Below are 25,903 nucleotides of genomic sequence, written 5' to 3'. Positions count from 1 at the left end.
CCCGTGCGCTTCCGCCACCCCGACGGCACCCTCGTCCACCTCGCCTACTGCACCAACGTCCACCCCGCCGAAACCCTCGACGCCGTCGTCGCCCAGCTCCGCGATCATTGCGAGCCCATCCGGCGGCGCCTCGGCCGCGACCGCCTCGGCATCGGACTCTGGCTCGCCAAGGACGCCGCCCGCACCCTGGAGAACGACCCCTGCGCGCTCGCCGCCCTCCGCGCCGAACTCGACCGGCGCGGCCTGGAGGTCGTCACCCTCAACGGCTTCCCGTACGAAGGCTTCGGCTCCCAGCAGGTCAAGTACCGCGTCTACACGCCCGACTGGGCCGACCCCGAACGCCTGCGCCACACCACGGCCCTCGCCCGTATTCTCGCCGGCCTCCTCCCCGACGACATCGCGGACGGCAGCATCTCCACCCTGCCGCTGGCCTGGCGCACCGTCGCCACCCCCGCCCGCATGGAGACGGCCCGCACCGCCCTGCGCACCCTCGGCGACCGCCTCGACGCCCTCGCGGAACTCACCGGCCGCTCCGTCCGCATCGGCCTCGAACCGGAGCCCGGCTGCGTCATCGAGACCACCGCCGACGCCCTCACCCCCCTCACCGACATCGCCCACCCCCGCATCGGCATCTGCGTGGACACCTGCCACCTCGCCACCTCCTTCGAAGACCCCGACACCGCCCTGGACGCCCTCGCCCGAGCCGATGTCCCCATCGTCAAATCCCAGCTCTCCGCCGCACTCCACGCCGAGCACCCGCACCGCCCGGACGTCCGCGAAGCCCTCACCGCCTTCGACGAGCCCCGCTTCCTGCACCAGACCCGCACCCTCACTCCCACGGGCCGACAGGGCACCGACGACCTGGGCGAGGCCCTCCAGAACGGCGCCCTGCCCGACTCAGCCCCGTGGCGCACCCACGTCCACGTCCCCCTGCACGCGGCCCCCGCCGCGCCCCTCACCTCCACCCTCCCCGTCCTCGCCACCGCCCTGACCCGGCTCGTCGGCGGCCCGCACCCCCTCACCCGCCACCTGGAGGTCGAGACCTACACCTGGCACGCCCTCCCCGCCGCACTACGGCCCCGCACCCGCGCCCAGCTCACCGACGGCATCGCCGCCGAACTCTCCCTCGCCCGGGACCTCCTCACCGACCTCGGCCTGAAGGAGCTGCCATGACCGAGCACCCTGCGTACCCGGCCCAGCCCACAGCCGGCCGCCCCACCCCGCTGCTCGTCCTGGACGTCGTCGGCCTCACCCCCCGCCTCCTCACCCACATGCCCCACGTGAGCGCCCTCGCGGACCAGGGCTCCCACGCCCACCTCGGCACGGTCCTGCCCGCCGTCACCTGCGCCGCCCAGTCCACCTTCCTGACCGGCACCACGCCCGCCGAACACGGCATCGTCGGCAACGGCTGGTATTTCCGCGAACTCGGCGACATCCTGCTGTGGCGCCAGCACAACGGCCTGGTCGCCGGCGACAAAATCTGGGACGCCGCCCGCCGCGCCCACCCCGGCTACACCGTGGCCAACATTTGCTGGTGGTACGCCATGGGCGCCGACACCGACTTCACCGTCACCCCCCGACCCGTCTACTACGCCGACGGCCGCAAGGAACCCGACTGCTACACCCGCCCTCCCGACCTGCACGACGAACTGAGCGCCGAATTCGGCACGTTCCCCCTCTTCCAGTTCTGGGGACCCGGAGCCGGACTCGCCTCCAGCCGCTGGATCATCGACGCGACCCGCCACATCCAGCGCACCCGCCACCCCGACCTGACCCTCTGCTACCTCCCCCACCTCGACTACGACCTCCAGCGCTACGGCCCCGACGACCCGCGCTCCCTCCGGGCGGCCGCCGACCTGGACGCGGCGGTCGCCCCCCTCCTGGCCGACGCCCGCGCGGAGGGCCGAACCGTCGTCGTCCTGTCCGAGTACGGCATCACCCGCGTGGACCGCCCCGTGGACATCAACCGCGCCCTGCGCCGCGCCGGACTACTGGAGGTGCACGAGCAGGACGGCATGGAGTACCTGGACCCGATGGCCTCACGGGCCTTCGCGGTCGCCGACCACCAGATCGCCCATGTCTACGTACGCCGCCCCGAAGACCTCGACGCCACCCGCGCCGCCCTCACCGGCCTGCCCGGCATCGCCCAACTCCTGGACGACGAGGGCAAGAAGGACCACCACCTCGACCACCCGCGCTCCGGCGAACTCGTCGCCCTGGCGGAACCGGACGCCTGGTTCACGTACTACTACTGGCTCGACGACGCCCGCGCCCCCGACTTCGCACGGCTCGTCGAGATCCACCGCAAACCCGGCTACGACCCGGTCGAACTCTTCATGGACCCGCTCGACCCCTACGTCAAGGTCAAGGCGGCGACCGCGCTGGCCCGCAAGAAACTCGGCCTGCGCTACCGCATGGCGGTCGTACCCCTGGACCCGTCACCTATTCGGGGCAGCCACGGCCGCCTTCCCGCGAGTGACGACGACGGTCCGCTCCTCATCTGCTCCACCCCCCGTGCCGTCGGCGACCGCCTCGCGGCCACCGATGTGAAATCACTCCTGCTCCGACTCGCCGGCCTCACCTGACGAGCCCTCATGACACGCGTCTCGTGTGCCTGGTTCCCAGTGAAGCACTCACCACTGACAACGCCCACTCACACCCCGGAGTTCCCGCATGAGCCGCATTGCGAACAATGACCCCGAACTGACCCATCGCCTGACCAGAAGGGGCATGCTGGGCGTCGCCGCGGGCGCCACGGCCGCCGCCCTGCTCGGCGCGGCCGCCCCCGCCTCGGCCGCGACCACCGTCCCGACCACCGGTTCCGCTCCCGCCCCCGCGCCCGCAGGCGGCCGGGGCCGCCCCCTCCTGCCCCCCGGCCGCCTCGGCATCCAGCTCTACAGCCTGCGCGACAAAGTCGGCACCCTCGGCTTCGCCCCCGTCTTCGCCGAACTGGAGAAGTACGGCTACGACGAGATCGAGTTCGCCGGCTACACCCAGGGCTCGGCCGGCCCCATCACCCTGCCGAACCTCAGGCGCCTCGCCCGGAATCACGGCCTGACCCCCATCGGCAGCCATGTCGGCTACTACTCCGACGACCCGAACGCCTACACCTTCGCCCAGAACCTCGAGAAGGTCCTCGACGACGCCCAGGCCCTCGGCCTCAAGCACATCGGCACCGCGTCCGGCCCGTTCCGCTACGGCTCGACCGTCGACGCCTGGAAACGTGCCGCCGAGGAGTTCAACACCTACGGCGCGGCGGCCAGGGCACGCGGCATGAAGTTCTACCAGCACAACCACTCGGACGAGTTCGCCTTCGCCGCCGACGACCCCAAGGTCCGCCTCTACGACGTCCTCCTGGCGGAGACCGACCCCGACCTCGTGTACCTGGAAATGGACATCTACTGGGCCTACGCGGGCCAGTTCCGCTTCTCCAAACGCCCCGACGGGACCACCGCGCCCTTCGAACCGCTGGACTACGTCCTCGCCCACCCCCACCGCTACCCGCTCTTCCACGTCAAGGACGGCGTGAGCGACCCCACGAACGAGTACGGCTACCGCATGACGGACGTCGGCGACGGCGACATCGACTACCAGCGCTTCATCTCCACCGTGACCCACCTGCGCGGCCAGCGCTCGGCCCACCACTGGCAGACCGAGCACGACACCCCGCCGGACTCCCTGAGCTTCGCCCGCCGCTCCAGCGCGTACCTGCACTCCTTGCGCGAGAAGTGCTGACGGGGAGCGCCGCCATATGAAGACTCGCTCTGGCGGAGGGTGCACCCTCCGCCAGAGCGAGTCTTCAGCGCGCGTTACGTTGCGTTGCCGTGGATCAGCGGGTGTAGGTGACCCGCTTCTCCTTCAGGGACGCGCAGTTGGAGCCGGAGATCTGCACGTACACGTTCTTGATCTGGCCGCCCCAGTCGACGCAGTGCCCCTTGCCGTAGACGTAGGTCGGACCGGCGTACGAGGTGAAGCTGCCGTAGTCGTCGTCGCCCTGGTCGGTGTCGGCGACGTAGAGCCACGCCGACATGTCGACCGCGGTGCCGGGGCTGTTGCGGATGGTGGTCACACAGTTCTTGCCGTTGGACGCGTTGTAGGTCAGGTAGACGGTCCCGAGCGAGCCGACGGCCGCGGAGTTGACGGTGCGGTAGCTGCTCCCGCACACCTTCTGCGGAGTGGTGTTGGGCGCGGCGGACGCCGGCGCGGCCATCGCGGTACCGGCCCCGAGCGCGAGCGCGGCCAGTGCACCGACAGTGAGGGTAGTACGGTTGATTCGCATTTTTCCCCCTTGTGGCTGTAGGAGCTCGTTGCTCCTGACTGGTCTGACTGGCGACTCATGCGGATGGTTGTACCGGTCTCCGAAGAAATCTGTCACTCGTAGGCGTCGGCTCGCCGCTGCACGTCACAGTGCTCGATCCGGGACACGTCTCCCACGCGGGCCGCGAACACGCGGTGAGTCGCCGTGCCCTTCGCCGGCACCGACACCTGGTCGGAAGTCGAGGCCATCGTGAACCCGCTCGCGTCCTTGAAGCTGACCTTCACGGTGAAGTAGGCGTCGCGCGTGTTGGGATTCCTGACCTCGACGGTCGTGTAGGGATCATCCGTGTCCGCGCAGTGCTTCAGCACGGCGGTGCCGTCCTTGAGCGGCCGGGCGGTCGCCGTGGGGGACGAGCGGCTGGTGGGCCGCGAACGGTACGTACTGCCGCCGCTGTTGTAACTGTCGCTGTCCCGGTCGGGTGTGCTGCTGCCGTACGAACCACCACTGCCCGAGTGAGACGAACTGTCGTGATCCTGACTGGAGTTGCTGCACCCGCCACCACTGCTGTGATGGCTCCTGCTCCCATGCCCCCGACTCGACGAAAACCCGGTCAAGGCCAGCACGACCATCCCGGAAACCACCATGAACCTGAGCCTGCGCCCCCGTGTGTACATGGCCTCAGCCTACTGACCCGCGCACGGACTGGGCCGAGTCTGGTGTCGACGGTCGTGTGGTTCGGGTCCCTCGCCGCGGTGTCGGTCCCTCTCACCGGGGCTGCTGGGTTGTTCGGTCTGTGGGTGTGGTTGGCGTGTGCGAAGTTGTTGCAGGGGGTCGGCGAGAGCGGGTTGTTCGTTCGGCGCCGTGCGTGGGTCAGGGTGGTCGTGCCGTTGGCCGTGGGGGGGGGCGACGGGAGTGCTGTGCCTGGGGTGGGGCGGGGGCGCTGATGCCTTTCTGGGGGGCTTGAGCAGGGGCAGTGGGCGGGCGCAGCCGCTTGAACGAGGGCACTTGTCCCTGTGCTGCTGCTGGCTTCTGGTTGTGGCCTGTGTAGGTCAGGGCCGGTTTGGCTGGGGGGTGGGGTGTTGGGTGGGTGGGGTGGGTTGGGGAGGGTGGTGGGTGTTGGTGTTGGTTGGTTGGGGAGGGGTTGTGGGGATGTTGGGTGGCTGGGTTGTGCGGGTGGTTGTGGTGGGTGTGGTCGTGGTGGTGGGGGCTGGTTTGGCGGGGGGTGGGGCTTCGGCTGGTGTGGGTTCGGTTTTGGGTGGTTCTTCGCTGGTGGGGGGTGTGGCGGCGGGTTCTGCTGTGGTGGGTTCTGTGGGTTCTGTGGGTGTTCGGGTGGGTTTGGATGATTCGGGGTGGCAGGGGGTCAGGGTGTGAGGGGTGGGGGCCTGGTGGGGGTGTGAGCGGGGTGGTGGGTGTGGGGTTGGTGTCGGTGGTGGGAGGGGTTTCTGTGGTGGGTCAGGGGTCTGTGTCGGTGGTGGCGGGTGTGGGGTCTGATCGGGTGGGGTCGGGTGTGGGGCCGGTGGTGGGGGTTGATTCCGTGGTGGTGGGTGTGGGTGAGGGGTCTGTGGCGGGTGTGGGTTCTGTGGGGTCGGGTGTGGGTCAGGGGTCTGTGTCGGGTGTGGTGGGTGGGGTGGTGGCGGGTGTGGGTTCTGGTGGGCCGGTGGTGGAGGGTTGGGATTATGTGAGGTTGTTGCGGGATGGGGTGGGTGGGGGGCCGGTGGTGTGGGTGGGGGTGGATGAGGTGGGGGTGGGGTTTTCGGCGCGGGGTGGTGGGGTGGATGAGGGTTTTGTGGCGGAGCTTGTGGAGTCGGTGCCGGTGACGGACCCGGGGCCGGCTGGTGGGCCGGGTTTGGTGTCGGGTGAGTGGGGTGGGCTGGGTTTGGGGTGGGGGTTGGGGTGGTCGGCGATTGTGGTGCATCGGGCGTCGATGCGGGTGGTGGATGGGGTGCATCGGTTGTGTGCGGCGCGGTTGCGGGGTGATGAGCGGATCGCGGTGCGGTTTTTTGATGGGTGTGTGGAGGATGCCGCGTTGTTGGCGGTGGCGGTGAATGTGCGGCATGGGCGGTCGTTGCCGGTGGGGGACCGGGTGGCGGCGGCGGAGCGGATTGTGGTGGGGCGGCCGGGGTGGTCGGATCGTGCGGTGGCGGCGGTGGCGGGGTTGTCGGCGCGGAAGGTGGCGCAGGTGCGTCGGGCGTGTGGGGTGGAGGTGCCGGGGGTTCGGGTGGGGCGTGATGGGCGGGTGCGGGCGGTGGGTTCGGGTTCGGCGCGGGCGCGGGAGGTGGCGTGCCGGTTGTTGAGGGAGGAGCCGGGGGTGTCGTTGCGTGAGGTGGCGCGGCGGGCGGGGTTGTCTCCGGCGACGGTGGCGGATGTGCGGGACCGGTTGCGGCGGGGTGAGGATCCGTTGCCGCCGAGGCAGCGGGCGGCGCAGTCGCGTGCGGTGGGGTGTGCGGGGGGTGGGGAGGGGGTGGCTGTGGCGCGTGTCGCCGGCGTGGACCCCGCCGGTCCGGCCGGGCTGCCCGGCCTGGCGGATGCCGGGGCAGCGTCCGCCGGGCTGGATGGTGGCGCGGGTGCCGGGGATTCTTCTGCCGCGTCTGCGGGGCTGGATGGTGGCGCGGGTGCCGGGGTTTCTTCTTCCGGGTCTGCCGGGTTGTCCGGGGGTGTGGGTGGCGGGGTGTCTTCTGCCGTGTCGGGTGGGCGGTTGGGTGCGGTGGCGGCCGGAGTGGCGGCCGGGTCTGCGGGGCCGGGTGCTGGTGGGGGTTCGGGGGCGCGGGCGGGTGGTGGGGTGTCGGCTGGGGTGACGTCGTTGATACGGGCGCATGCCCAGCCGGGCCGTCCGGCCCGCTCTTCCCGTGCGCGGGCGTCGAAGAGTCCGGCGGAGCTGCTGGCGGTTTTCGATGTGTTGCGGCGGGATCCGTCGTTGCGGCTGAATGACGCGGGCCGTAGTGTGCTGCGGTTGCTGGATGCGTGTGCGGTGGTGGTCCGGGACCGTGGCCGGGTCCTGGACAGTGTTCCGGCGCACTGCCGGGGTCCGCTGGCCGAGCTTGCCGAGGGGTATGGCGAGGTGTGGGCGCGGCTGGCGCAGGAACTGCGCGAGAGGGATCTGCCGGAGGCGGATCTGGCCCAGCCCTCCTCCCTCGGCGCCTGACCCGACCGGTCCTGACCCGACCGGTCCTGGCCTCACCGGCCTCCTGGCCTCACCGGCCCCCGGCCTCACCGGCCCTGGCCTCACCGGCCCCCCCGGCCTCACCGGCCCCCGGGCTCCCTGCCGGCTCCGGTCCTGACCCCTGCCGGCCCAGCCCTCAGCGGCCTCGGCTTCACCGGCTCCGGTCTCCCTCGGCTCCGCCCTCAGTGGCCTCCGGGTGCGGCCCGCCTCGACCGGCCTCCGGCCCGGGCCGCCCCGTAAAGGGCGGCCCGGGCCGGGGGCCGGTCTGCGTGAGGGCTCTGGCGCACCTGTGGGGTGTGTCGGGTTCGGGCCCTGCCGGTCCAGGGGGCCGGCTTTTGCGGTCCGGGGGAGGTCCGTGCCGGGTTTCGTGTGTTCGTCGTGTAGGCCTTTGCCGCGGGTTTTGCCGCTGTCCTCTGCCTGTTCCTGGCAGGTGGGGAGTCGGCTCGCGGGCTGGGGGTTTTGGCGGTGCGGGGGAGGGGGGCTTTCCCTGGCTGCTCGTTCCGCTGTCCGGCTCGGCGGGGGACGCCGCCGCCTGGACCAGAGAGAGTGCCTCGTGCCGCCCGCGAAGAGATGGGGAGCCGGCCTCGGCTGCCGTTTCCCGTCCGGCCACGATCCCGGGGGGTGGTGCGGGCTGTGTTCAACTGCGGTCGTCCGCAGTTGGACCCCTCGTCTCCGCTGTCGGCCGGGCCCGGGTCTGAAGGTCCGTGCCCGCTGTGGCGGAAGGACCGTGTGCCCCGCTGTCGCCCCAGCGGGCGGGATGCCTACTGGGGCTCTGCCGGACGGGGGAGTTTCCCGGATGCCGGTCGGGGGCGTGTGTTCGGCTGGGGCTGGCGGCCGTGGTGCCGCTGCTCCTCGGTGCGCCCGCGTTCGCGGGACCGGGCCGGCCCGCTGTGGTGCTGTTTCTCCTGGGTGCGTCCGCGTTCGCGGGGCTGTGCCGGGCCGCCCGTACGTGGGGCCCCGGGTTTCACGGCGTCGCCCTGTCCCGGTGGGAGGTCTGTGTCTGCGCTGCCGCCGCCCTGGCCCCGGACGGTGGGCGGGTCTACGCGGTCGGCTGGGTCTGTCCGCAGTCGGCCGCAATTGCTTCTTCGGCTTTGGCCGCGCCCGCATACATGGAGCTGCGCTGCGCCGTCGGGAAAGCGGGGTCTGCTTCTTGCTGAAGGAAGAGGGGATGTGTCCCGCTTCCCCGAGCCGGCAGGACGTCCGAATGGGGGCCGGGCCGCTGACTTCGGCCGTGTATGCCCGTGGTTTTCTCCCTTTCTGTTCCAGTCGTATCTGTTTCTGAGGGACTGTGTCCGGTGGCCGTACAAGGTCGCCTGCTCCGCCATCGCGTCTCCTGCCCGGCCGGAAGTCGGGTCCCGCCATCACATTCCGTCCCCGTAGGCCCCGTGCGTGGCGTGCCCGGTCGCGTGTGTTCAGGTGTGCCCGGTTAGGTGTTCAACTGCGGGCGAGCGCAGTTGAACACTCCTTTTCCCTCCGGAGGTGTTCACGGGAAAGCCGTGCGCCTCGCGTATGAGGGGGTGTGCCTCCGGCGGGTTGGAGGGGGCCGTCTGCCGCTGTGGAGAGATCCCCTCGCCGCCCCGGTTGCGCTGTCCGCCCGGTAAAGGGGATGTGCCCCGCTACCGTCTCCCACCTGGGATTACCCGGGCTCCCGGCCCCGTCTCCTCGCCGTTCACGGCCCGGCCGGGGCCGGCCTGTGCCCGGTGTCCAACTGCGCCTGTCCGCAGTTGACCCCCCTCGTCCCGGCCCCCCTGCGCCCGGCGGGCCCTCACCTCTCGCCTCCGGGACAGTCGCCCTCGCTCACCCCACCCACCACCCAAGGGTTCCTGGTCTTCGCCGGGGTTGCCGGTCTTCTCTTCGTCCGTCCCCGTGTCCGGGTTTTCGTATATCCCGGCCGCCGTGCTGTTCAGGTTTTTGTTCCGTTGACGTTCCTGCCCGTTCGGGGTGAGTATTTGGTCATCGCCGGGACAGCCCGGCGGAAATTCCGGGAAACAAGAGGGAGTGAACAGCATGGAGAACACCGTGGCGTTCGACGACATCGAGTTCATCGAGACCTCCGCCGAGCTGCTGGCGACGTCGTACTACGTCAACATCCAGTAATTCTGATGCGGCCGGAGGGGCGGCCCGAATGTACAGGCTGCCGCCCCTCCGCCGCATAAAAGCTTTTCGTTCCACGCCATCGGGCATTGAAAGGAATGCAATGTACGACTTCACATTCGAAGATCTGGTGGGGGACGAAAAGGTCTTCTTTGCCGAGTACTTCGACAAGAAGCCCCTGCTGCGGAAGAACGCGATGCCGGGCGATGTCCGGGACATCCTGTCGGTCCGCAAGCTCGACGAGCTGCTGCACATGGAGTCGATCCGGCCGCCGTACATCAAGGTCAACCACAACGGTTCCGGTGTCCCTGAGAAGGGCTACACGCGCAGTGTGGTCGTGCAGGGTGTGAACATCACCGACACGGTGGTGCCGGAGAAGATCTACGAGCTGTTCCGGGCCGGTGCGACGGTCACCTGGTGCTCGCTGAACCAGATCGTGCCCGAGCTGCGGGACTTCACCCGTGTCATCAGCGACAAGATGGCCGTGCGTACCGACGTGGTGGGGTTCATGACGCCCACCAAGAAGCGCGGTTACCTCCCGCACCACGACCCGGTCGACCTGTTCATCGTGCAGCTGGAGGGCACCAAGCGGTGGAAGCTGTGGGACCTGCCCGCCCAGCGTGAGGGTGACAACGCCTCCTACACCGACGAGGAGCTCGGCGAGCCGGCCATCGAGGTCCTGCTGGAGCCGGGTGACGTCCTGTACCTGCCGTACAACACCCCGCACGCGGCGGCCGCCGAGGACCAGGTGTCGCTGCATCTGTCGATCATGATGCGGCCGCGGATGTGGAAGGACCTGCTGCGCGAGACGTTCGAACAGGCCGCTTCCGGGCCGGAGTTCAACCAGTACCCGCACATCGGGGCCCTGCGGGACGCCGGTACCGAGGCCCTGTTCCGGCAGAAGATCGCCGCGCTGGCCGCCCGCATGGACGCCCTGGACAGCGGCGCGGAGCTGGACCGGCTGGCCGAGCTGGGCCGTACGATGCCGGGCAGTTCGCACGGCACGACCTTCCAGACGATCGCCGAGACCGACCGCATCACCCCCTCGGTGCTGCTGCGGCGTACGGCGGCGGTGGTGGAGTTCGGCGCGAACGACGGCGGGCGCACGCAGATGACGGTCAACGGTCACAAGATCGCCGTTCCCACCCCGGTCGCGGAGACCCTCGCCGGTCTGGAAGCGGACGTCCCGGCCGGTGACATCTTCCCCGGCGTCGACCCCGAGCGCGCCACGAAGGCCGCCCAGGGCCTGACCCGCCTGGGCGTCCTCGAAGTCGCCCCTCACTGAAACGGGCCCCCTTCGGCAGGGGGACCCGGCCGCGCCCCGCAGCGAGGCCACCGGTCACGGCCCCCCCGGCAGCAGGCGGTTCGCGCCGGCCGCTGCCGGGGGGGCCAGGCCCCCGCACCCAGGAAGGCCCCGCGCACAGCCCCGGCACGCAACACCTGCTACCGCCCGGGCAGTTGAACACCCGGCCGGCACCGGCCCGCGACACCCGGGTACCGCCTGACACACCCAGCCCCGCCCGGGGCCCGTAACACCCGGCCGTACTGGGGAAGTTGAACCCCGGCGCCGCCCCCGGGCAGGGGAGTGCCCCGGGTGTGACGCCACCTGGTGACACCGCAGTCCCGAACCCCGGGGACCGAAAACCCGCCCCTCGCCCCGGCAGTTGGACCCCGGGCCCCGGCGCGCCGGCCGGGGAGGCGCCCCGCCCCGCCCGGCGGGCCTCGCCCCGCCCCGGCCACCCGCCCGTCCCGCCCCGGCCACCCGCCCGGCCCGTCCCGCCCGGCGAGCCTCGTCCTACCGGGGCCACCTGCCCCCGCCCCACCCGTCGACCCCGCCCCGCCCGCCCGGCGGGCCTCGTCCCACCCGGGCCACCTGCCCCCGCCCCACCCGTCGACCCCGCCCCGCCCCACCCGGCGGGCCTCGCCCCGCGCCGGCCACCCGCCGGCCCGGCGAGCCTCGTCCTACCGGGGCCCCCGGCCCCCGGCCACCCGCCGACGCCGTCCCGCCCGGCGGCCCTCCTTCCGCGCCGGCCACCCGCCGACCCGCCCCGCGGGCCTCGTCCCACCCGAGCCACCTGCCCCCGCCCCACCCGCCGATCCCGCCCCGCCCGCCCGGCGGGCCTCGCCCCGCCCGCCCGGCGGGCCTCGCCCCGCCCGCCCGGCGGGAGGCGCTCCAAGCCCCACCCCGCCATCTGCAATCCCGCCCCGCCCGGCGGGCCCCCTCTGGGCCCGCCCCCTCATTCCCCGCACCGGCACCACCGTTCCCACCCCTGGCCCTATCCCGTCCGCTGGAGGCGAAGAGCGTGGACACATCCACGACCCCCCAAGGCTTCGAAGACCTCGTCGGAGACCGGCAGGTCTTCTTCCAGGAGTACTTCAACCGCAAGCCGCTGCTGCGCAGGGGCGCCCTGGACGGCCGGGCCCGGGATCTGGTGTCGGTGCGGCAGCTCGACGACATCGTGGCGATGCAGACCGTCTCACCCGCCTACCTGCGGATCGCCAAGGACGGCCGCGGTGTGCCCGGCAAGGCGTACACCCGCACCGTCTCCGACCGCGGGGCGGGACTGACCGAGGCGGTCGTCGCCGGGCAGGTGTACGAGCTGTTCCGCTCCGGCGGCACCGTCACCTGGAACGCGCTGAACCACTTCCTGCCCTCCGCCCGCCGCCTGGCCGAGATGTTCGCCGCCACCTTCGCCTGCGAGAGCGAGGTCGTCGCCTTCCTCACCCCCGCCGGCCGCGACGGCTACGCCCCTCACCACGACCCGGTCGACGTCTACGTCATCCAGATCGAGGGCACCAAGGACTGGCGGATCTGGGAGCCGCCGGCCGGCCGCCGCGCCGGCAAGGTCTCCTACCGGCCCGAGGACCTGGGGGCGCCGGCCATCGAGACGACGCTGCGTGCGGGTGACGTCCTGTACCTGCCCTATGGAACCCCGCACGCAGCGGCCGCAAAGGACCAGGTGTCCCTGCACCTGTCGGTCACCGTCGAGCCGCGCCGCTGGCGCGACCTGCTGGCCGACACCGTCCAGCACCTCCTGGCCGACCCCGCCTTCGACGGCTTCCCGTACCTGGCCGAGCCCGCCGCCCCCGACACCGCCGCCACGCTCGGTGCCCTGTCCGCCCGCCTCGCCGGACTCCTGACCGGCCTGGACACGGATGCGGAGGCGGTCCGGCTGCGCGAGATGGGCGCTGCCCGCGCGGGTGCCGGCCGGCCCCGGGAGTTCGAACGCCTGGCGTCCGCGGACGTCCTGGCCCCCGCCGCCCTGCTGCGCCGCAGCCCGGTACCGCTGGAGATCGGCCCGAGCGACGGCGCCCGCAGCGCCCTGCTCGTCAACGGCCACCGGCTGGCCGTGCCCGACGCCGTCGCCGAGGCCCTGCGCGCCCTGGCCGACGGCCGCGCGGTGGCAGCCGCCCGTTTCTTCCCGGGCGTGGACGAAGCCCGGTCCGTGCACGTCGCCCAGGGGCTGACCCGTCTCGGGGTACTGGAAACCGCCGACCGCAACTAGGAGCTGACCTCCCGTCATGACCGCCATCACCCCACCGCCCCCCACCGCCACGGCTGCTCCCGCGTGGCGGGACGTCTACGTCCTGGCCGGCATGCGGGGACTGTCCTTCGCCGGTGACATCGCCGCCGCCACCGCCCTGACCCTGCTGCTCCAGGCCAACGGCGCCGGATCGTACGCGGTCATGGCCCTGCTGCTGGCCGCGGCCGTCCCCCCGGCGCTGCTGGCCCCGCTCACCGGCCGGTTCGCCGACCGCTTCGACAGCCGCCGCCTCATCGTCACGGTCGCCTCGCTGCAGATCCTGGCCTGCCTGGCGATGACCCAGACCACCACCCCGGCCCTGCTGATCGTGCTCGCGGTACTGCTCTCCACCGGACTGGCCTTCACCCACCCGGTGTTCGCCGGGCTGCCCGCGGCGATGGTCGGCAAGGACAACATCCCGCGCGCCTCGGCGATCTCCCAGACCACCGCGATGGCGGGCATGGTCATCGCCCCGGGCATCGCCGGTTTCCTCACCGCCCACTTCGGCGTCCGTATCTCCCTGCTCCTGGACGCCGCCTCCTTCGCCGTGGTCGTCGCCGGCGCCCTGACCATCCGCACCCGCCTGCACCACACCGCCCCCGCCGCCCAGAGCCCCGCGGACACGGGCAAGCAGACGGGTCCGGCCTACCGGGTGAGCGGGGACCGCTTCCTGCGCTCCATCCTCGCCGTCAGCGGCGTCGTCATGGCGGCCGCCAGCATCATCAACGTCCTCATCGTCTTCTACGTCCGCGACACCTTCGGCGGCTCCGAGGAGACCTACGGGCTGATCATGTCCGCCTGGATGGCCGGCCTGGTCCCCGGCGCCCTGCTGGTGCGCCGGATCAAGAAGCTCAGCCACGAGGCCCTCCTGATCGGCTCGTTCCTGTGCATCTCGGCAGGCATCCTCGCCACCGGCCTGGCCCCGGGCGCCTGGTGGATCGTGCCCTGTTACATCATCGGCGGCTTCGGCAACGGCGCCCAGGCCACCGTCACCCACATCGTCATCAACCTCCGCGTCCCCGACAGCCACCGCGGCCGCGCCTTCGCCGCCCTGGGCGCCGTCTCCAACACCGGCCCCGCCCTGGGCTACCTGATGGGCGGCGTCATCCTCGGCTTCATCCAGCCCCGCTACGCCTTCCTCCTGGCCGGCACCTGCTCCCTGCTCGCCGTCCTGGTCTTCCACCGCGCCCTGCTCCACACCGCCGCCACCACCCCCGAACCCGCCCCCGAACCCGCCCCCGGACCCGCCGCCGGACCCGCTGCCGGGCCGGCCGCCGACACCGTCGCGGGCACCGCCCCTGAGTCCGTCACGGACACGGCCGCGGGCACCGTCCGCGCCGAATCCGGGCTCACCGTCCCGGAGCCGGCCGCGGGCACCGTCACCGGCCCTGCCCTGGACACCGCCCGGGAACCGGCCGTGCCGGCCCGCCCCGTCCCGGACAAGGCCGCATCCCGGTGAGCGCGGACACGGCGCACGACACCAGCACCGGCACCGGCACCGGCGACACCAGCACCGGCACCGGCACCGGCGACACCAGCACCGGCACCGGCACCGGCGATGCCGGCACCAGCACCGGTTTCGGCGCCGGTGATGTCGACACCGATCCGTCGGTGCGGCCGCAGGACGACTTCCACGCCCATGTCAACGGGCGCTGGCTGAAGGCGTTCCGGCTGCCCGAGCACCGGGCCGAGGCGACGCTGCTGTCCCTGCTGGCCGAGAAGGTGCAGGACGACGTCGTCGCCGTGATCCGCGACAGCACACCCACACCCACACCCACACCCACCGCCACCGCCACCGCCACCGGTACTGACGCTGTCCCGGTGGCGGGTGCGGGGCGGCAGATCGCCGACCTGTACGCCAGCTTCATGGACGAGGACGCCCTCGCCGTACGCGGCCCGGCCGACCTGACCGCTCTCCTGGACGCCGTCCGCGCGGTCACCGCACGCGAGGAGCTGGCCCGTCTGATGGGCCGTCTGCAGCGTGAGGGGGTGGGCGGGCCGGTGGAGGCGACGGTGGACGCCGACACCACCGGGGTGCGCGGCTATCTCCTCACCCTCACCCAGTCCGGTCTCGCGCTGCCCGGCGGCCCGGCCGCCTACCTCGACCCCGGCCACGCCCCGCTGCGTGAGCAGTACGCCGCCCATGTGGGGGCGGTCCTGCGCCTGGCCGGCCAGGCGGACCCGCAGGAGGCGGCGCGTACGGCGCTGCGGGTGGAGAGCGCGCTGGCCGCCGCCCACACCCGCCCCGACGCCTCCGGCCGTATCCGCGCCCAGGCCGAGGTGACCACCGCCGCCGACCTCACCGCCACCGCCGCCATCGCCGGCGGGGACGGCGGCGGGGAGGGGGGTTTTCCGTGGGGGGCGTTCCTGGACGGTCTGGGCGACATCCCGTCCGCCGCCCGCCTCCAGATCCGCCCCGGCCCCTACCGGGGTGCCCTGGACGCGTGGTGGAGCGCGCACAGTGTGCAGGAGCTGAAGCTGTGGCTGGTGTGGTCGCAGGTCCACGAGGCGGCCCCGTTCGCTCCGCCCGCCCTGTTCGCGGAGAACTTCCGCTTCTACGGCCAGGTCCTCACCGGTTCGCGCCGGGCCCGGCCGCGCTGGATGCGGGCGACGTCCTTCGTGCAGACCGTGCTGGGAGACGAGGTGGGCGAGCGCTACCTGCGCCGGCATCTCGCGCCGGGCACCCTGAAGGCGGCCGCCGATCTGGTGGACGCCCTGCGGGCGGCCTACCGGGGCCGGCTGGAGCAGGCCGGCTGGATGGCGGACAGCACACGGCGGGCGGCGCTGGCGAAGCTGGACGCCCTGCGCGTGGAACTCGGCCACCCCCAGGACATGGCCGCGCGCGGCCCCCTGCACACCGACCCGGCCGATCTGCTGGGCAACGTACGCCGGGGCCGCGCCCGGTCCTTCGAGCGCCAGCTGGGCCGTCTGGCCGGTCCGGTGGACCGGGGGGAGTGGAAGGTGGCGCCGCAGGCGGTCACCGCCTACTACCGGCACGGCCTGAACCAGGTGGTCGTGCCCGCGGCGCTGCTGCAGCCGCCGCTGTTCGACGCGGGCGGCGACATGACCCGTAACTTCGCCCTGCTGGGCTCGGTCGTCTGCCACGAGATGTCCCACGCCTTCGACAGCCGCGGTTCGGCTTACGACGGTGAGGGCCGGCTGCGCGAGTGGTGGAGTACCGAGGACCGCGCCGAGTTCACCCGGCGCACCGCTCTCCTGATCAGCCACTACGACCGTTACGTGCCCGGCGGGCTGGACGGGGAGCACGTCAGCGGTGCCCGCACGGCGGGGGAGAACATCGCCGACATCACCGGCCTCACCGTCGCCCACACCGCGTTCGCCGCCCACCTGGCCGCCTCCGCCCTCACCGAGGCCGAACAAGAGGCGCAGACACGGCGGTTCTTCACGCTGTGGGCCACGATGTGGCGGGTCAAGCGCACACCGGGCCGGATGCGCGAGCGGCTCGCCCACGACCGGCACGCCCCGCCCCAGGTGCGCTGCAACGCCGTCCTCGGCCATGTCCCGGCGTTCTACCGGGCGTTCGGCGTCACCGAGACCGACTCGATGTTCATCCCGCCCGAGGACCGGTTCACGCTGCTGTGACCGGCCCGGCCGGCTGACGGCCCCGCCCAGGAGGCACCCCATGGCCCACACCCACCCAGCCACCCCCGCCCCGGCCGCGCCCGGCCAGAGCGCCCCCGCGCCGGCAGCACCCGCGCAGGGCACGTCCATGGTGGCCGCCCCCGTGCAGGCCGCCCAGGCCCCGGCCGTCCCCGCGCCCGCGCTGGCTGCCCCTGTGCAGGCCGGGTCCGTGATGGCCGCCCCGGCCCAGCCCGCCCCCGCGCCGGCCGCCTCCGCCCCGCTGCGGCCCTGCTACGCGCCGGGTGACGGCCAGGTCTGGCATCTGCTGCGTCTGGTGCCGGGCCCGGACATCGCCGTCGCCGCGGCCGCCTCGCTGCTCGCGGTCGGTGCGGAGCGGGCGGCGGTGCTGCTGGAGCGGCTGGCCGGGGGCGGGCTGTGCGAGCGGACCGGGCCGGGCCGCTACCGGCCCCGCCCGGCCCCGCCGGCCCACCCGGCCGGGGTGCGCCCCGGTGACGGCGAGGCCCTGCGCCGCCTGGCCGGGCACTACCTGCACACCGCCCACCACGCGGAGCGTCTCCTGGCCCCCCACCGCCCCCAACTCCCCCTCGCCCCGGTGGAACCGGGCTGCACTCCGGAGAGGTTCGTCTCCCGGGAGGCGGCGCTGGCCTGGCTGGACGAGGAGCACCACGCCCTGACCGCGATCCGGGAGAGCGCGCGTGACAGGGGTGAGCGGTGGACGGTGTTCCACCTGGCGGCCTGCCTCAACGGGCACTACGTCCGCCGCGGCCACACCGCCCTGCAGCAGCGGCAGTGGGCCGACGCCCTGCGCGCCGCGCACGCCCTGGGCGACCCGGAGGCGCAGATCACCGCCCACCGCTACGCCGGGCAGGCCGCCAGCCGCGCCGGCCGGCATCCCGATGCTCTGGCCCATCTCCAGCGGGCGGTGCGCATCGCCGAGCGCCACGGACGGCCGGGCCCGCAGGCGTGGGCGTACTACATCCTGGCCTGGACCGAGGAGATGGCCGGCGACGACGCGGCGGCCCTGACCCACGCGATCTGCGCGGCGGGCCTGTTCGCCCGCGCCCAGCAGTGGAGGGCCCAGGCCGACGCCCTCAACGCGGCCGGCTGGTACTTCACCCGCCTGGGCGATCCCGTCCAGGCCGGGCGGTACTGCGCCCGCGCCCTGGACCTGGCCCGCCGCCACCGCTACCTGGGCGGGCAGGCGGCCGCGCTGGACAGCCTGGGCCTGCTCGCCCAGGCGAACGGCCGGCACGAGGACGCCGTCCACGCCTTCACCGCCGCCCTCGCCCACTGCCGCACCCTGGGCAACACCTACCAGGAGGCCGGCGCCCTGGACCGGCTCGGCGACAGCTACGCCGCCACCGGCCGCCCGGCCGACGCCCGCACGGTGTGGGGGAGCGCGGCGGCGGTGTACCGGGCCCAGGACCGCCTGGACGAGGCCGCCTCCGTCGAACGCCGCCTCACCGCCCTCGCCTGACCCAGCACCCCCGGGCAGCTCCCGCACAACCCCGGGGCAGCTCCCGCCGAAAAAAAAGGGGCACGCCCCGCGCGAAACGACCGCCCGCGACCGACCGCGACGAAACGCGGCCGACGCGACCGACTCCGAAGGAATCCGAGATGTCCTCTGTCATGGAGATGCCCCCCGAGATAGCGCAGAGCAAGAAGATCGCCGTGTTCTGCGGCGCCCGCGACGGCGCCCGCCCCGGCCATCTGCTGCTCGCCCGGGAATTCGGCACCGCGCTGGCCCGCCGCGGCCTGGACCTGGTGTACGGGGCCGGGGGAGTGGGGGTGATGGGCGCGGTGGCGCATTCCGTCATCGACGCCGGCGGCGGCGTCACCGGGGTGGTGCCGCGTTTCCTCCACGAACGCGAGCGCGCCGACAATGCGCCGGGCGCGCTCTTCCTGGTGCGTTCCATGCATGAACGCAAAGCGCTCATGTACCGGCTCTCCGCGGGTTTCGCGGTGCTGCCGGGCGGTTTCGGGACGCTGGACGAACTGCTGGAGGTGGCGACCTGGAACCAGTTGTCACTCATGCGCAAACCGATCGTCGTGGTCAATCACCAGGGTTTCTTCGACCCCTTGCTGGGCATGCTGGACCACCTCGTGCACGAGGGGTTCCTCAAGGAGGCGGAGCGGAGCCTGATCCAGGAGGGCCGGGACGTCGAGGACGCCCTCGACCTGCTCACCGCCGCCCGCACACAGCCGGTGCCTGCGGCCGTCTGACCCCCGCCCCCCCGCCGCGCCCCGCCTTCAGAGCGCCCCTTGCCGCATGCGCGGCCGGGGGCGCTTTCACATGCCCGCCGGGAAAACCGTCCAGGAAATGGTGTCCAACTTTCCCGGCACCGCCCGCAGTTGACGCAAGGGGCCCGGCGGGGCGAATATTTCATCACCGCCGGGAAACACCGGCGGAAACCGAGACAGTTAAGGAGTGAGCATCATGGAGAGCACCGTGGCGTTCGACGACATCGAGTTCATCGAGACCTCCGCCGAGCTTCTCGCGACCTCGTACTACGTCAACATCCAGTAATAAAGCTGCTGCGGCCGGAGGGGCGGACAAGATTCCGCGACCGCCCCTCCGCCGCAACATGGAAAAACAATACGAATATGCAGGCGCGAAGACACGGAAAACCGTCTTCGCGCCTTTTTGCTGTTCAAATCCACCACCATTGACGGTCTTTATCGGCGGCCCCTAAATTCGGGGGCATGAAGTTCACAGACATTGATCTCCTTCCTGTTCTGGGAAAGCCGACGCTGTCGGGCGACGGCCGGTTCGCCGCGGTCGCGGTGACGCGCCCCGACCTGGCCGCCGACGGGTATGTGTCCGAGCTGTGGCTGGCCGAGACCGACGGCAGCCGGCCCGCCCGCCTGCTCACCCGCGGCCCGCACGACGCCGCCCCGGCGTTCTCCCCCGACGGACGCCACCTGGCGTTCCTGCGCCCCGTCCCCGGCGGCCCGGGCCAGATCCACCTGCTGCCCCTGGACGGCGGCGACGCCCGCCCCGTCACCAGCCACCCCATCGGCGCCGGACAGCCCGTATGGAGCCCGGACTCCACCCGCCTGGCCTACATGGCCCGGGTGCCCGCCCCCGGCCGCTACACCGGCGCCCCGCACACCGAGGCCCCGCGCCGCATCACCACCCTGCGCTACTGGGCGGACGGCTTCGGCTTCACCGTCGACCGGCCCCGCCACCTCTTCGTCACCGACCCCTTCGCCGACGACCCGGCCGCCGCCACCGTCCAGGTCACCGACGGCGACTTCGACCACGCGGACGTCTCCTGGAGCCCCGACGGCCGGCTGCTGGCCTTCACCGCCGCCCGCCACCAGGGCGCCGGCGACGACCTGCGCAACGACCTGTGGGTGTGCGCCCCCGACGGCACCGGCCTGCGCGCGCTGACCGGCGGCGGCCTCATCCTGGGCTGCCCCCGCTTCGCCCCCGACGGCGCCACCCTGTGCTTCGCCGCCGAACCGCTGGACGAGAACAACAACGCCTACGCCACCATGAGTTACGGCCTGTGGTCCGCGCCCGTCGACGGCTCCGCCCCCGCCCGCCGCCTCACCCACGAGGACTACCACCTCAGCTTCGCCAGCCAGATGATCCACCCCGTCGCCGACGGCGTCCTCTTCGCCGCCGACCACCGCGGCGAGGTCCACCTGCTCCTCGTCCCCTACGACGGAAGCACCCCCACCCCGCTGATCACCGGCGCCCGCCAGGTCAACGCCTACGCCGCCGTCGACACCCCCGACGGCCTGACCGTCGCCGCCGTCGTCTCCAGCGCCACCAGCGCCGGCGACCTGCTCAGCCTCCGCGCGGGCGAGGAACACCTCCTGACCGGCTTCGGCGACCGCCTCACCCAGCAGACCGACGTCCTGCCGGTGGAGGAGTTCACCGCCACCACCCAGGACGGCTACGACCTCCAGGGCTGGATCGTCCGCCCCCGCGGCGAAGGCCCCCACCCCGTCCTGCTCCAGATCAAGGGCGGCCCCTACACCCAGTTCGGCTACACCCTCAACGGCCCCGCCGCCCTGGACGAAGCCCTGGTCTACGCGAGCGCCGGCTACGCCGTCGTCCTGGGCAACCCCCGCGGCTGCTCCGGCTACGGCCAGGAACACGGCATGCACGTCGTGGACGACCTCGCCCGCAAGACCGCCCCCGACCTCCTGGCCCTGCTCGACACCGCCCTCGAGGCACCGGACCTGGACGGCTCCCGGGTCGGAGTGATGGGCGGCTCCTTCGGCGGCTACATGTCCGCCTGGATGGCCGCCCACCACGGCGCCCGCTTCCGCGCCTTCATCGGCGAACGCGGCCTGTACGCCGTGGACAGCTACGCCGCCTCCAGCGACGACGGCGTGAACGTCGCGATCGCCCTCTACGGCGCCGACCCCGCCCGCTGGGCCGAGAAGAGCCCACTGACCTACGCCGACTCCATCACCAAACCCGTCCTGATCATCCAGTCCGACGAGGACCGGCACTGCCCCATGGAACAGGCACAGCGGCTCTTCGTGGCCCTGAAGACCCGCGGCGTCCCCGTCGAACTCCTCCTCTTCCCCGGCGAAGGCCACGACCTGTCCCGCTCCGGCCTGCCCAGCCACCGCATCGCCCGCTTCGAAGCGGTCCTCGAATGGTGGGACCGCCACCTCTAAAACCCGGCCCCCGGGCCCCGGCACCCCTCCCGAGGGACCGGGGCCCGGCCCACGCCACCCCCCTCTTTCCGTCCAGGCCCGACCCAACCGATCTGGAGGACTCATGAGTCAACCAGTGGCCCACCGCCGCACCGCCCAGCCCGCCATCGACGCCGAACGCCTGCTGCGCCGCGTGGAGGAACTGGGCCGTATCGGCCGTGACCCGGTGACCGGCGGCATCACCCGCGAGGGCTTCAGCCGCGCCGACCGCGAAGCCCGCACCTACGTCATGCGGGAGAGCCGGGCCGCAGGCCTTGCGACCTCGGTGGACGCCGCCGGCAACCTCATGATCCGCACCCGCCCCCCGGGCACCGCACCCGCCCGCCCGGCCGTCCTGATGGGCTCCCACCTGGACACGGTCGTCAACGGCGGCCGCCTGGACGGCGCCTACGGCGTGCTGGCGGCCCTGGAAGTGGTCCAGGCATGCGCCGAGTCGGGCATCGAGACCGCCTACGAGCCGGTGGCGGCCGCCTTCTCCAACGAAGAAGGCGCCCTGTTCCCCCAGCCCTTCTTCGGCTCCTCCGTCCTGGCCGGCCGCCTCGACGGCCTGCCCCGCGAACCCCTCGACCACGACGGCCACCCCCTGCGCGGCCCCCTCGCCCTGGCCGGCGGCGACCTCGACGCCCTGGGCAGCGCCGTCTGGCCCGCCGAAGCACTGGCCGCCTACCTCGAACTCCACGTCGAGCAGGGACCCGTCCTCGAACGCGCCCGCAACCGGATCGGCGTCGTCGACGGCATCACCGGACGCACCGTCCTCACCCTCGAGATCAGCGGCAGCGCCGGCCACTGCGGCACCGCCCCCATGCCCGGCCGCCGCGACGCCCTGGCCGCAGCCGCCCGCGCCACCCTGGCCGTCGAACGCCTCGCCACCACCCTGGACCTGTGCCGGGTCGCCACCGTCGGCCGCCTCGACATCCACCCCAACTCGCCCAACACCATCGCCGACACCGTCCGGCTCACCGCCGACCTGCGCGACACCGACGCCGCCCGCATGCACCGGGCCGAAACCGTCCTCACCCGCGAACTGCAGGACCTCGCCCACCAGACCGGCACCCGCATCGAAACCCTCGCCCGCACCCACTCCGCACCCGTGGCCACCAGCGCCCGCCTGCGCGCCCTGATCGAGGAGAGCTGCCGGGAGACCGGCGCCCCCTACCAGTCGCTGCCCAGCGGCGCCGGCCACGACGCCCAGGTCGTCGCCGACCTCACCCCCACCGCCATGATCTTCGTCCCCAGCGTCGGCGGCGTCAGCCACGTCCCTCACGAGGACACCCACCCCGCCGACCTCGTCCTGGGCGCCGAGATCCTCCTGCGCACCGCCCTGAAAACCGCTTCAGGCCCGTGTTCAACTGCGCCCCTCCGCGGTTGAACACCCCCACCCCACAGCCGAGGTGAGCGGAGGGAAAGGGGAAGGGGAAGGGAGGAGAGAAGGGGAGGGGAGGGGAGGGGTACTAGCCCACACTCGCCGGCAGATGCCCGTACTGCACCGCCCGCACCCCCGCCTGAAACCGGCTGCGCGCATCCAGCTGCGCCATCAGCGTGTTCGCGAAACGCCGCGCCGTACGAGGAGACACCCCCAGCTTCCGCGCGATCGCGTCATCGGTATGCCCCTCGGCCAGCAGATGCAGCACCTCCGCCTGCTGCCGGGTCAGCCCCTCCTGCTCCCGCCCCGCCGGCGGCGTGCCCAGCGCCTCCGCCGCCTGCCAGGTGGTGTCGAACAGCGTGCACAGCGCCGCTATCAGCCCCGGCGCACTGAGCACCACCGCCCCCACCGACGTGGCATTGCTGTCCGCCGCCATGATCGCCACCTGCCGGTCACAGATGATCATCCGGTTCGGCAGCGACGGCACCGTCCGCACCTGACCACCCTTGTCCACCAGCCACTCCGCGTACGCCACCGTCGCCGCGTCCCGGCGGATACTGTCCAGATAGATCGTCCGCATCTGCACACCCCGCTCCAGCAGCCGCTGGTTCAGCGGACGCGAGGCCTGCATATTGGCCTCCGTCTGCGGACCGCCCGGCGCGAACGCCAGGAACTCATGACGGACCTGATGATTGAGCGCCGTCAGATAATCCCGGATCGACTCAAGACCCCGCAGATACTGCACCCCCGCCTCAGGAACATCCTCCTGCTGCCCGGCGAACTCCGAGATCAGCCGCGCCGCCACCGCCCGGCTCGCCTCCACCCGCTGCTGCTGCGCCGCCAGCTCCGCCTGCTGACGAGCCAGCAGGATCTCGATACCCAGATGCGGACTGACCGCGTGCAACTGCGTGGGGTCCTCGGTGGAAAACCGCACCAGCGCCAGCTCACTCAGCCGGTCCAGCGCGTCCCTGATCTCCTTCGCCGGTCTGCCCAGCCGGGCGACCAGACCCTCCACACCGTCCTCGGGATGATCGAGCATGGCCCGGTACACGGATTCCGTCTGGTGGTCGAGCCCGAGAAGATCAAGCATCTCATTCCCCCGACAGGTCTGTGTGGCACCTGAACCGCTTGAGGCCGATGAGCGCGCGCCTCAACCGCTGTTAAGGAGAGGAGAGTAGTCCAGATGCACGCGCGATCGGCCAGATACGCACTCTCTTGGCCCAAGACTGACCCTTCTCACAGCCACCCGCCCCACCCACCCCCACCACCGGGCAACCACCCAACACCCCCGCACCACACCCCTGTTCAACGTCGTCGGACGTAGACGCCACCAGCGACTCGTGCCATGTTGCACATTCCGCTGTCTGCCGGGCCCGCCCGGCAAACGGGTCCGACACCGGCAGGAAACCCGCATGTACCTCGTCCACGTCCACGTGCAGCCACCCGTGCACGGCGTCCTCCTGCCCAGCGGGACGGCCGACGCCGTGGCCGCCTGCGGCCGGGACGTGACCGGAGTCGAACACGTCGTCGTCCACGCCGACACCCACCCCCACCCCGTCATCGGCGTCTACATCAGCGCCGCCACCCTCAAAGCCGCCGAGGAGACCGCCGTCACCCTCTGGCACCACACCCTCCTCCACCACCACTGGCTCCACCCCTGGACCCTGCTGCGCGCCGAGGTACCCCTCATCCCCATCGACGCCGACCGCCCCGGCATGTCCTAAGTAGGTCATGGACGGTTTGACCTGCACGTTTCCCCCTTACGGCGACACCTGCGGAACGGCACCCTCAAAGGTGTCAGCCCAACGAGGACACCGGAGGCACACCCATGGCGGTCGGCGACACAGCTCGGGGCACAGCCGCAGCACCCCTTCACGCGCACCACACGGCCGGCACCACGGACAACGACTCCGGCTGGCAGTAACCCCCAAGCCGCCGCCCACCCGCACCCGGAAAACAGCCCGCACGCACAAGACACGCAGAAGAGGAGACGAGGAACAGCCATGGATGTCATGACGGCCGTACTGACCCGCCGCAGCGAACACCAACTCGTCGAACCCGCCCCCAGCGACGCCGAGTTCGCCTACCTCCTGCGCGCCGCGGCCACCGCCCCCGACCACGGCCGGCTGCGCCCCTGGCGCTGGATCCTCGTCCGCGGCGACGCCCGCACCGCCCTGGGCCGCTGCTTCGCCGACGACTACGACGGCCCCCAGCCCCGCCGCGCCCACGTACAGACCAAACCCCAGCGGGCCCCCCTCCTGGCCACCCTGGTCTTCACCCCCCAGCACGCCACCATCCCCGAATGGGAACAGCTCGCCGCCACCAGCACCATGGCCGGCTCCCTCATCCTCCTCCTGCACGCCCGAGGCTTCGGCAGCGTCTGGCGCACCGGCCCCTTCACCCAGTCCCAGACCACCCGCCACACCCTGGGCCTGCGCCCCGAAGAACGCCTCCTCGGCTGGCTCTACATCGGCACCCCCCACCACACCCGCACCCCCCGCCGCCGCACCCCCGACGACATCACCGACCACATCACCGTCTTCACCCCCGAACTCCTCACCCTCTGAACCCCCACCACCCCCACCGACCCACCCCTCCTTTTCACCACCCTTGATGCTTAAAACGCATAACCCATCCCCTACGATGCCCCCATGAACATGACGCTCGGCGAACGCGTACGAGCCGCCACCGCCGCCCTCATGCACCTCACCGGCGAAAACCAGGCCGACCTCGCCACCGCCCTCGGCATCAGCCAGACCCAGATCAGCCGCCGCCAAAGCGGCCACGCCGCCTGGAGCCTGACCGACTGCGAAGCCCTCGCCACCCACTACGGCATCGACGTCCTCGACCTCCTCGCCGGCCCCACCCGCGCCTGCGACACCCTGGCCCCCCACCGCCGCCGCACCCCCGCCCCCGCGGCCGCCCAGGGGACACCCCGATGACCGACTACCACGCCATCGACGCCCTCCTCGCCGACGCCCGCACCCCCGCCGCCCTGCCCCCCGCCGACCGCCGCCGCGCCCTGCGCGAAGCCCTCCACCTCACCCGCACCCAGGTGGCCCACGCCCTGGGAGTGAGCCCCTCCACCGTCGGCGGCTGGGAAACAGGACGCGACCCCAGCGGCGAACTCCGCGAGAAGTACGCCTACTTCCTCACCGCCGCCCAGGAAAAACTCCGCACCCAGCACGCCACCCCGCCCCACCCCGAAGCCGAGCCCACCG

19 protein-coding genes are annotated in these 25,903 nt (G+C 72.3%); 16 read left to right on the top strand and 3 right to left on the bottom strand.

All coding sequences use genetic code 11. From position 1 onward, the window contains the following. The first annotated feature begins 3 nt into the window (after positions 1-3). The 3 genes from eboE to D0Z67_RS00095 all read left to right on the top strand — a co-directional run bounded on the left by eboE (position 4) and on the right by D0Z67_RS00095 (position 3,735). On the top strand, positions 4-1,173 hold the full coding sequence (gene eboE, locus D0Z67_RS00105; protein WP_031183398.1) for a metabolite traffic protein EboE: 1,170 nt from the start codon (positions 4-6) through the stop codon (positions 1,171-1,173). Beyond that, positions 1,170-2,585, top strand: a complete 1,416-nt coding sequence (locus D0Z67_RS00100) for an alkaline phosphatase family protein (RefSeq protein ID WP_031183399.1) — start codon at positions 1,170-1,172, stop codon at positions 2,583-2,585. Before eboE ends, D0Z67_RS00100 begins: the two co-directional genes overlap by 4 nt. 88 nt (positions 2,586-2,673) lie before the next feature. After that, complete coding sequence (locus tag D0Z67_RS00095; protein ID WP_031183400.1) at positions 2,674-3,735, top strand: sugar phosphate isomerase/epimerase family protein; 1,062 nt, start codon at positions 2,674-2,676, stop codon at positions 3,733-3,735. Between the two features lie 94 nt (positions 3,736-3,829). Here D0Z67_RS00095 and D0Z67_RS00090 read toward each other — a convergent pair whose 3' ends face one another. Both D0Z67_RS00090 and D0Z67_RS00085 read right to left on the bottom strand, forming a co-directional pair. Beyond that, a complete protein-coding gene (locus tag D0Z67_RS00090; protein WP_031183401.1) occupies positions 3,830-4,279 on the bottom strand; it encodes a hypothetical protein in 450 nt (149 codons plus the stop codon). Positions 4,280-4,371: 92 nt separating this feature from the next. Continuing rightward, positions 4,372-4,902: a hypothetical protein gene (locus D0Z67_RS00085; RefSeq protein ID WP_234312906.1), complete on the bottom strand. Its 531-nt coding sequence runs from the start codon at positions 4,900-4,902 to the stop codon at positions 4,372-4,374. A gap of 2,306 nt (positions 4,903-7,208) precedes the next feature. Here D0Z67_RS00085 and D0Z67_RS29580 point away from each other — a divergent pair. From D0Z67_RS29580 to D0Z67_RS00030, 9 genes are all read left to right on the top strand, one after another. Then, positions 7,209-7,400, top strand: coding sequence for a hypothetical protein (locus tag D0Z67_RS29580; protein ID WP_158713913.1), 192 nt, complete (start codon positions 7,209-7,211; stop codon positions 7,398-7,400). 2,215 nt (positions 7,401-9,615) lie between these two features. Further along, entirely contained in the window at positions 9,616-10,797 is a 1,182-nt protein-coding gene (locus D0Z67_RS00065) for a cupin domain-containing protein (protein ID WP_031183894.1), read from the top strand. Between the two features lie 1,018 nt (positions 10,798-11,815). Continuing rightward, positions 11,816-13,018 carry a JmjC domain-containing protein gene (locus D0Z67_RS00060; protein ID WP_031183872.1) on the top strand — a complete coding sequence of 401 codons (1,203 nt, stop codon included), beginning with the start codon at positions 11,816-11,818 and terminating at the stop codon, positions 13,016-13,018. Between the two features lie 16 nt (positions 13,019-13,034). After that, positions 13,035-14,495: an MFS transporter gene (locus D0Z67_RS00055; RefSeq protein ID WP_051888186.1), complete on the top strand. Its 1,461-nt coding sequence runs from the start codon at positions 13,035-13,037 to the stop codon at positions 14,493-14,495. Next, on the top strand, positions 14,492-16,639 hold the full coding sequence (locus D0Z67_RS00050) for a M13-type metalloendopeptidase (RefSeq protein WP_051888184.1): 2,148 nt from the start codon (positions 14,492-14,494) through the stop codon (positions 16,637-16,639). Before D0Z67_RS00055 ends, D0Z67_RS00050 begins: the two co-directional genes overlap by 4 nt. 40 nt (positions 16,640-16,679) lie before the next feature. After that, positions 16,680-18,116: a tetratricopeptide repeat protein gene (locus D0Z67_RS29880; protein WP_051888182.1), complete on the top strand. Its 1,437-nt coding sequence runs from the start codon at positions 16,680-16,682 to the stop codon at positions 18,114-18,116. Positions 18,117-18,256: 140 nt separating this feature from the next. Continuing rightward, positions 18,257-18,862 (top strand): LOG family protein, encoded by a 606-nt coding sequence (locus D0Z67_RS00040; RefSeq protein WP_234312927.1) that lies wholly within the window; start codon positions 18,257-18,259, stop codon positions 18,860-18,862. A gap of 480 nt (positions 18,863-19,342) precedes the next feature. Beyond that, positions 19,343-21,280: a S9 family peptidase gene (locus tag D0Z67_RS00035; RefSeq protein WP_031183867.1), complete on the top strand. Its 1,938-nt coding sequence runs from the start codon at positions 19,343-19,345 to the stop codon at positions 21,278-21,280. A 103-nt stretch (positions 21,281-21,383) separates the two neighbouring features. Then, positions 21,384-22,688 carry a Zn-dependent hydrolase gene (locus D0Z67_RS00030; protein WP_078873692.1) on the top strand — a complete coding sequence of 435 codons (1,305 nt, stop codon included), beginning with the start codon at positions 21,384-21,386 and terminating at the stop codon, positions 22,686-22,688. Between the two features lie 82 nt (positions 22,689-22,770). Here the strand turns inward: D0Z67_RS00030 and D0Z67_RS00025 are convergent, their stop codons facing one another. Continuing rightward, a complete protein-coding gene (locus D0Z67_RS00025; RefSeq protein WP_031183865.1) occupies positions 22,771-23,772 on the bottom strand; it encodes a helix-turn-helix domain-containing protein in 1,002 nt (333 codons plus the stop codon). A 322-nt stretch (positions 23,773-24,094) separates the two neighbouring features. Between D0Z67_RS00025 and D0Z67_RS00020 the strand changes: the two genes are divergently transcribed. The 4 genes from D0Z67_RS00020 to D0Z67_RS00005 all read left to right on the top strand — a co-directional run. Beyond that, positions 24,095-24,406, top strand: coding sequence for a hypothetical protein (locus tag D0Z67_RS00020; RefSeq protein WP_051888178.1), 312 nt, complete (start codon positions 24,095-24,097; stop codon positions 24,404-24,406). Between the two features lie 279 nt (positions 24,407-24,685). Then, positions 24,686-25,249, top strand: a complete 564-nt coding sequence (locus D0Z67_RS00015) for a nitroreductase family protein (protein ID WP_031183863.1) — start codon at positions 24,686-24,688, stop codon at positions 25,247-25,249. Positions 25,250-25,333: 84 nt separating this feature from the next. Next, entirely contained in the window at positions 25,334-25,624 is a 291-nt protein-coding gene (locus D0Z67_RS00010; RefSeq protein ID WP_031183862.1) for a helix-turn-helix transcriptional regulator, read from the top strand. Beyond that, positions 25,621-25,903, top strand: a 283-nt coding sequence (locus D0Z67_RS00005) for a helix-turn-helix transcriptional regulator (protein WP_131589591.1), incomplete at its 3' end; no start/stop codon positions are given. The genes D0Z67_RS00010 and D0Z67_RS00005, both read left to right, overlap by 4 nt.

It is taken from the genome of Streptomyces seoulensis, from assembly GCF_004328625.1.
Taxonomy (GTDB): domain Bacteria; phylum Actinomycetota; class Actinomycetes; order Streptomycetales; family Streptomycetaceae; genus Streptomyces; species Streptomyces seoulensis.
The sequence above is the reverse complement of the archived record's forward strand: the minus strand, read 5'-3'. Positions and strand labels throughout refer to the sequence as shown.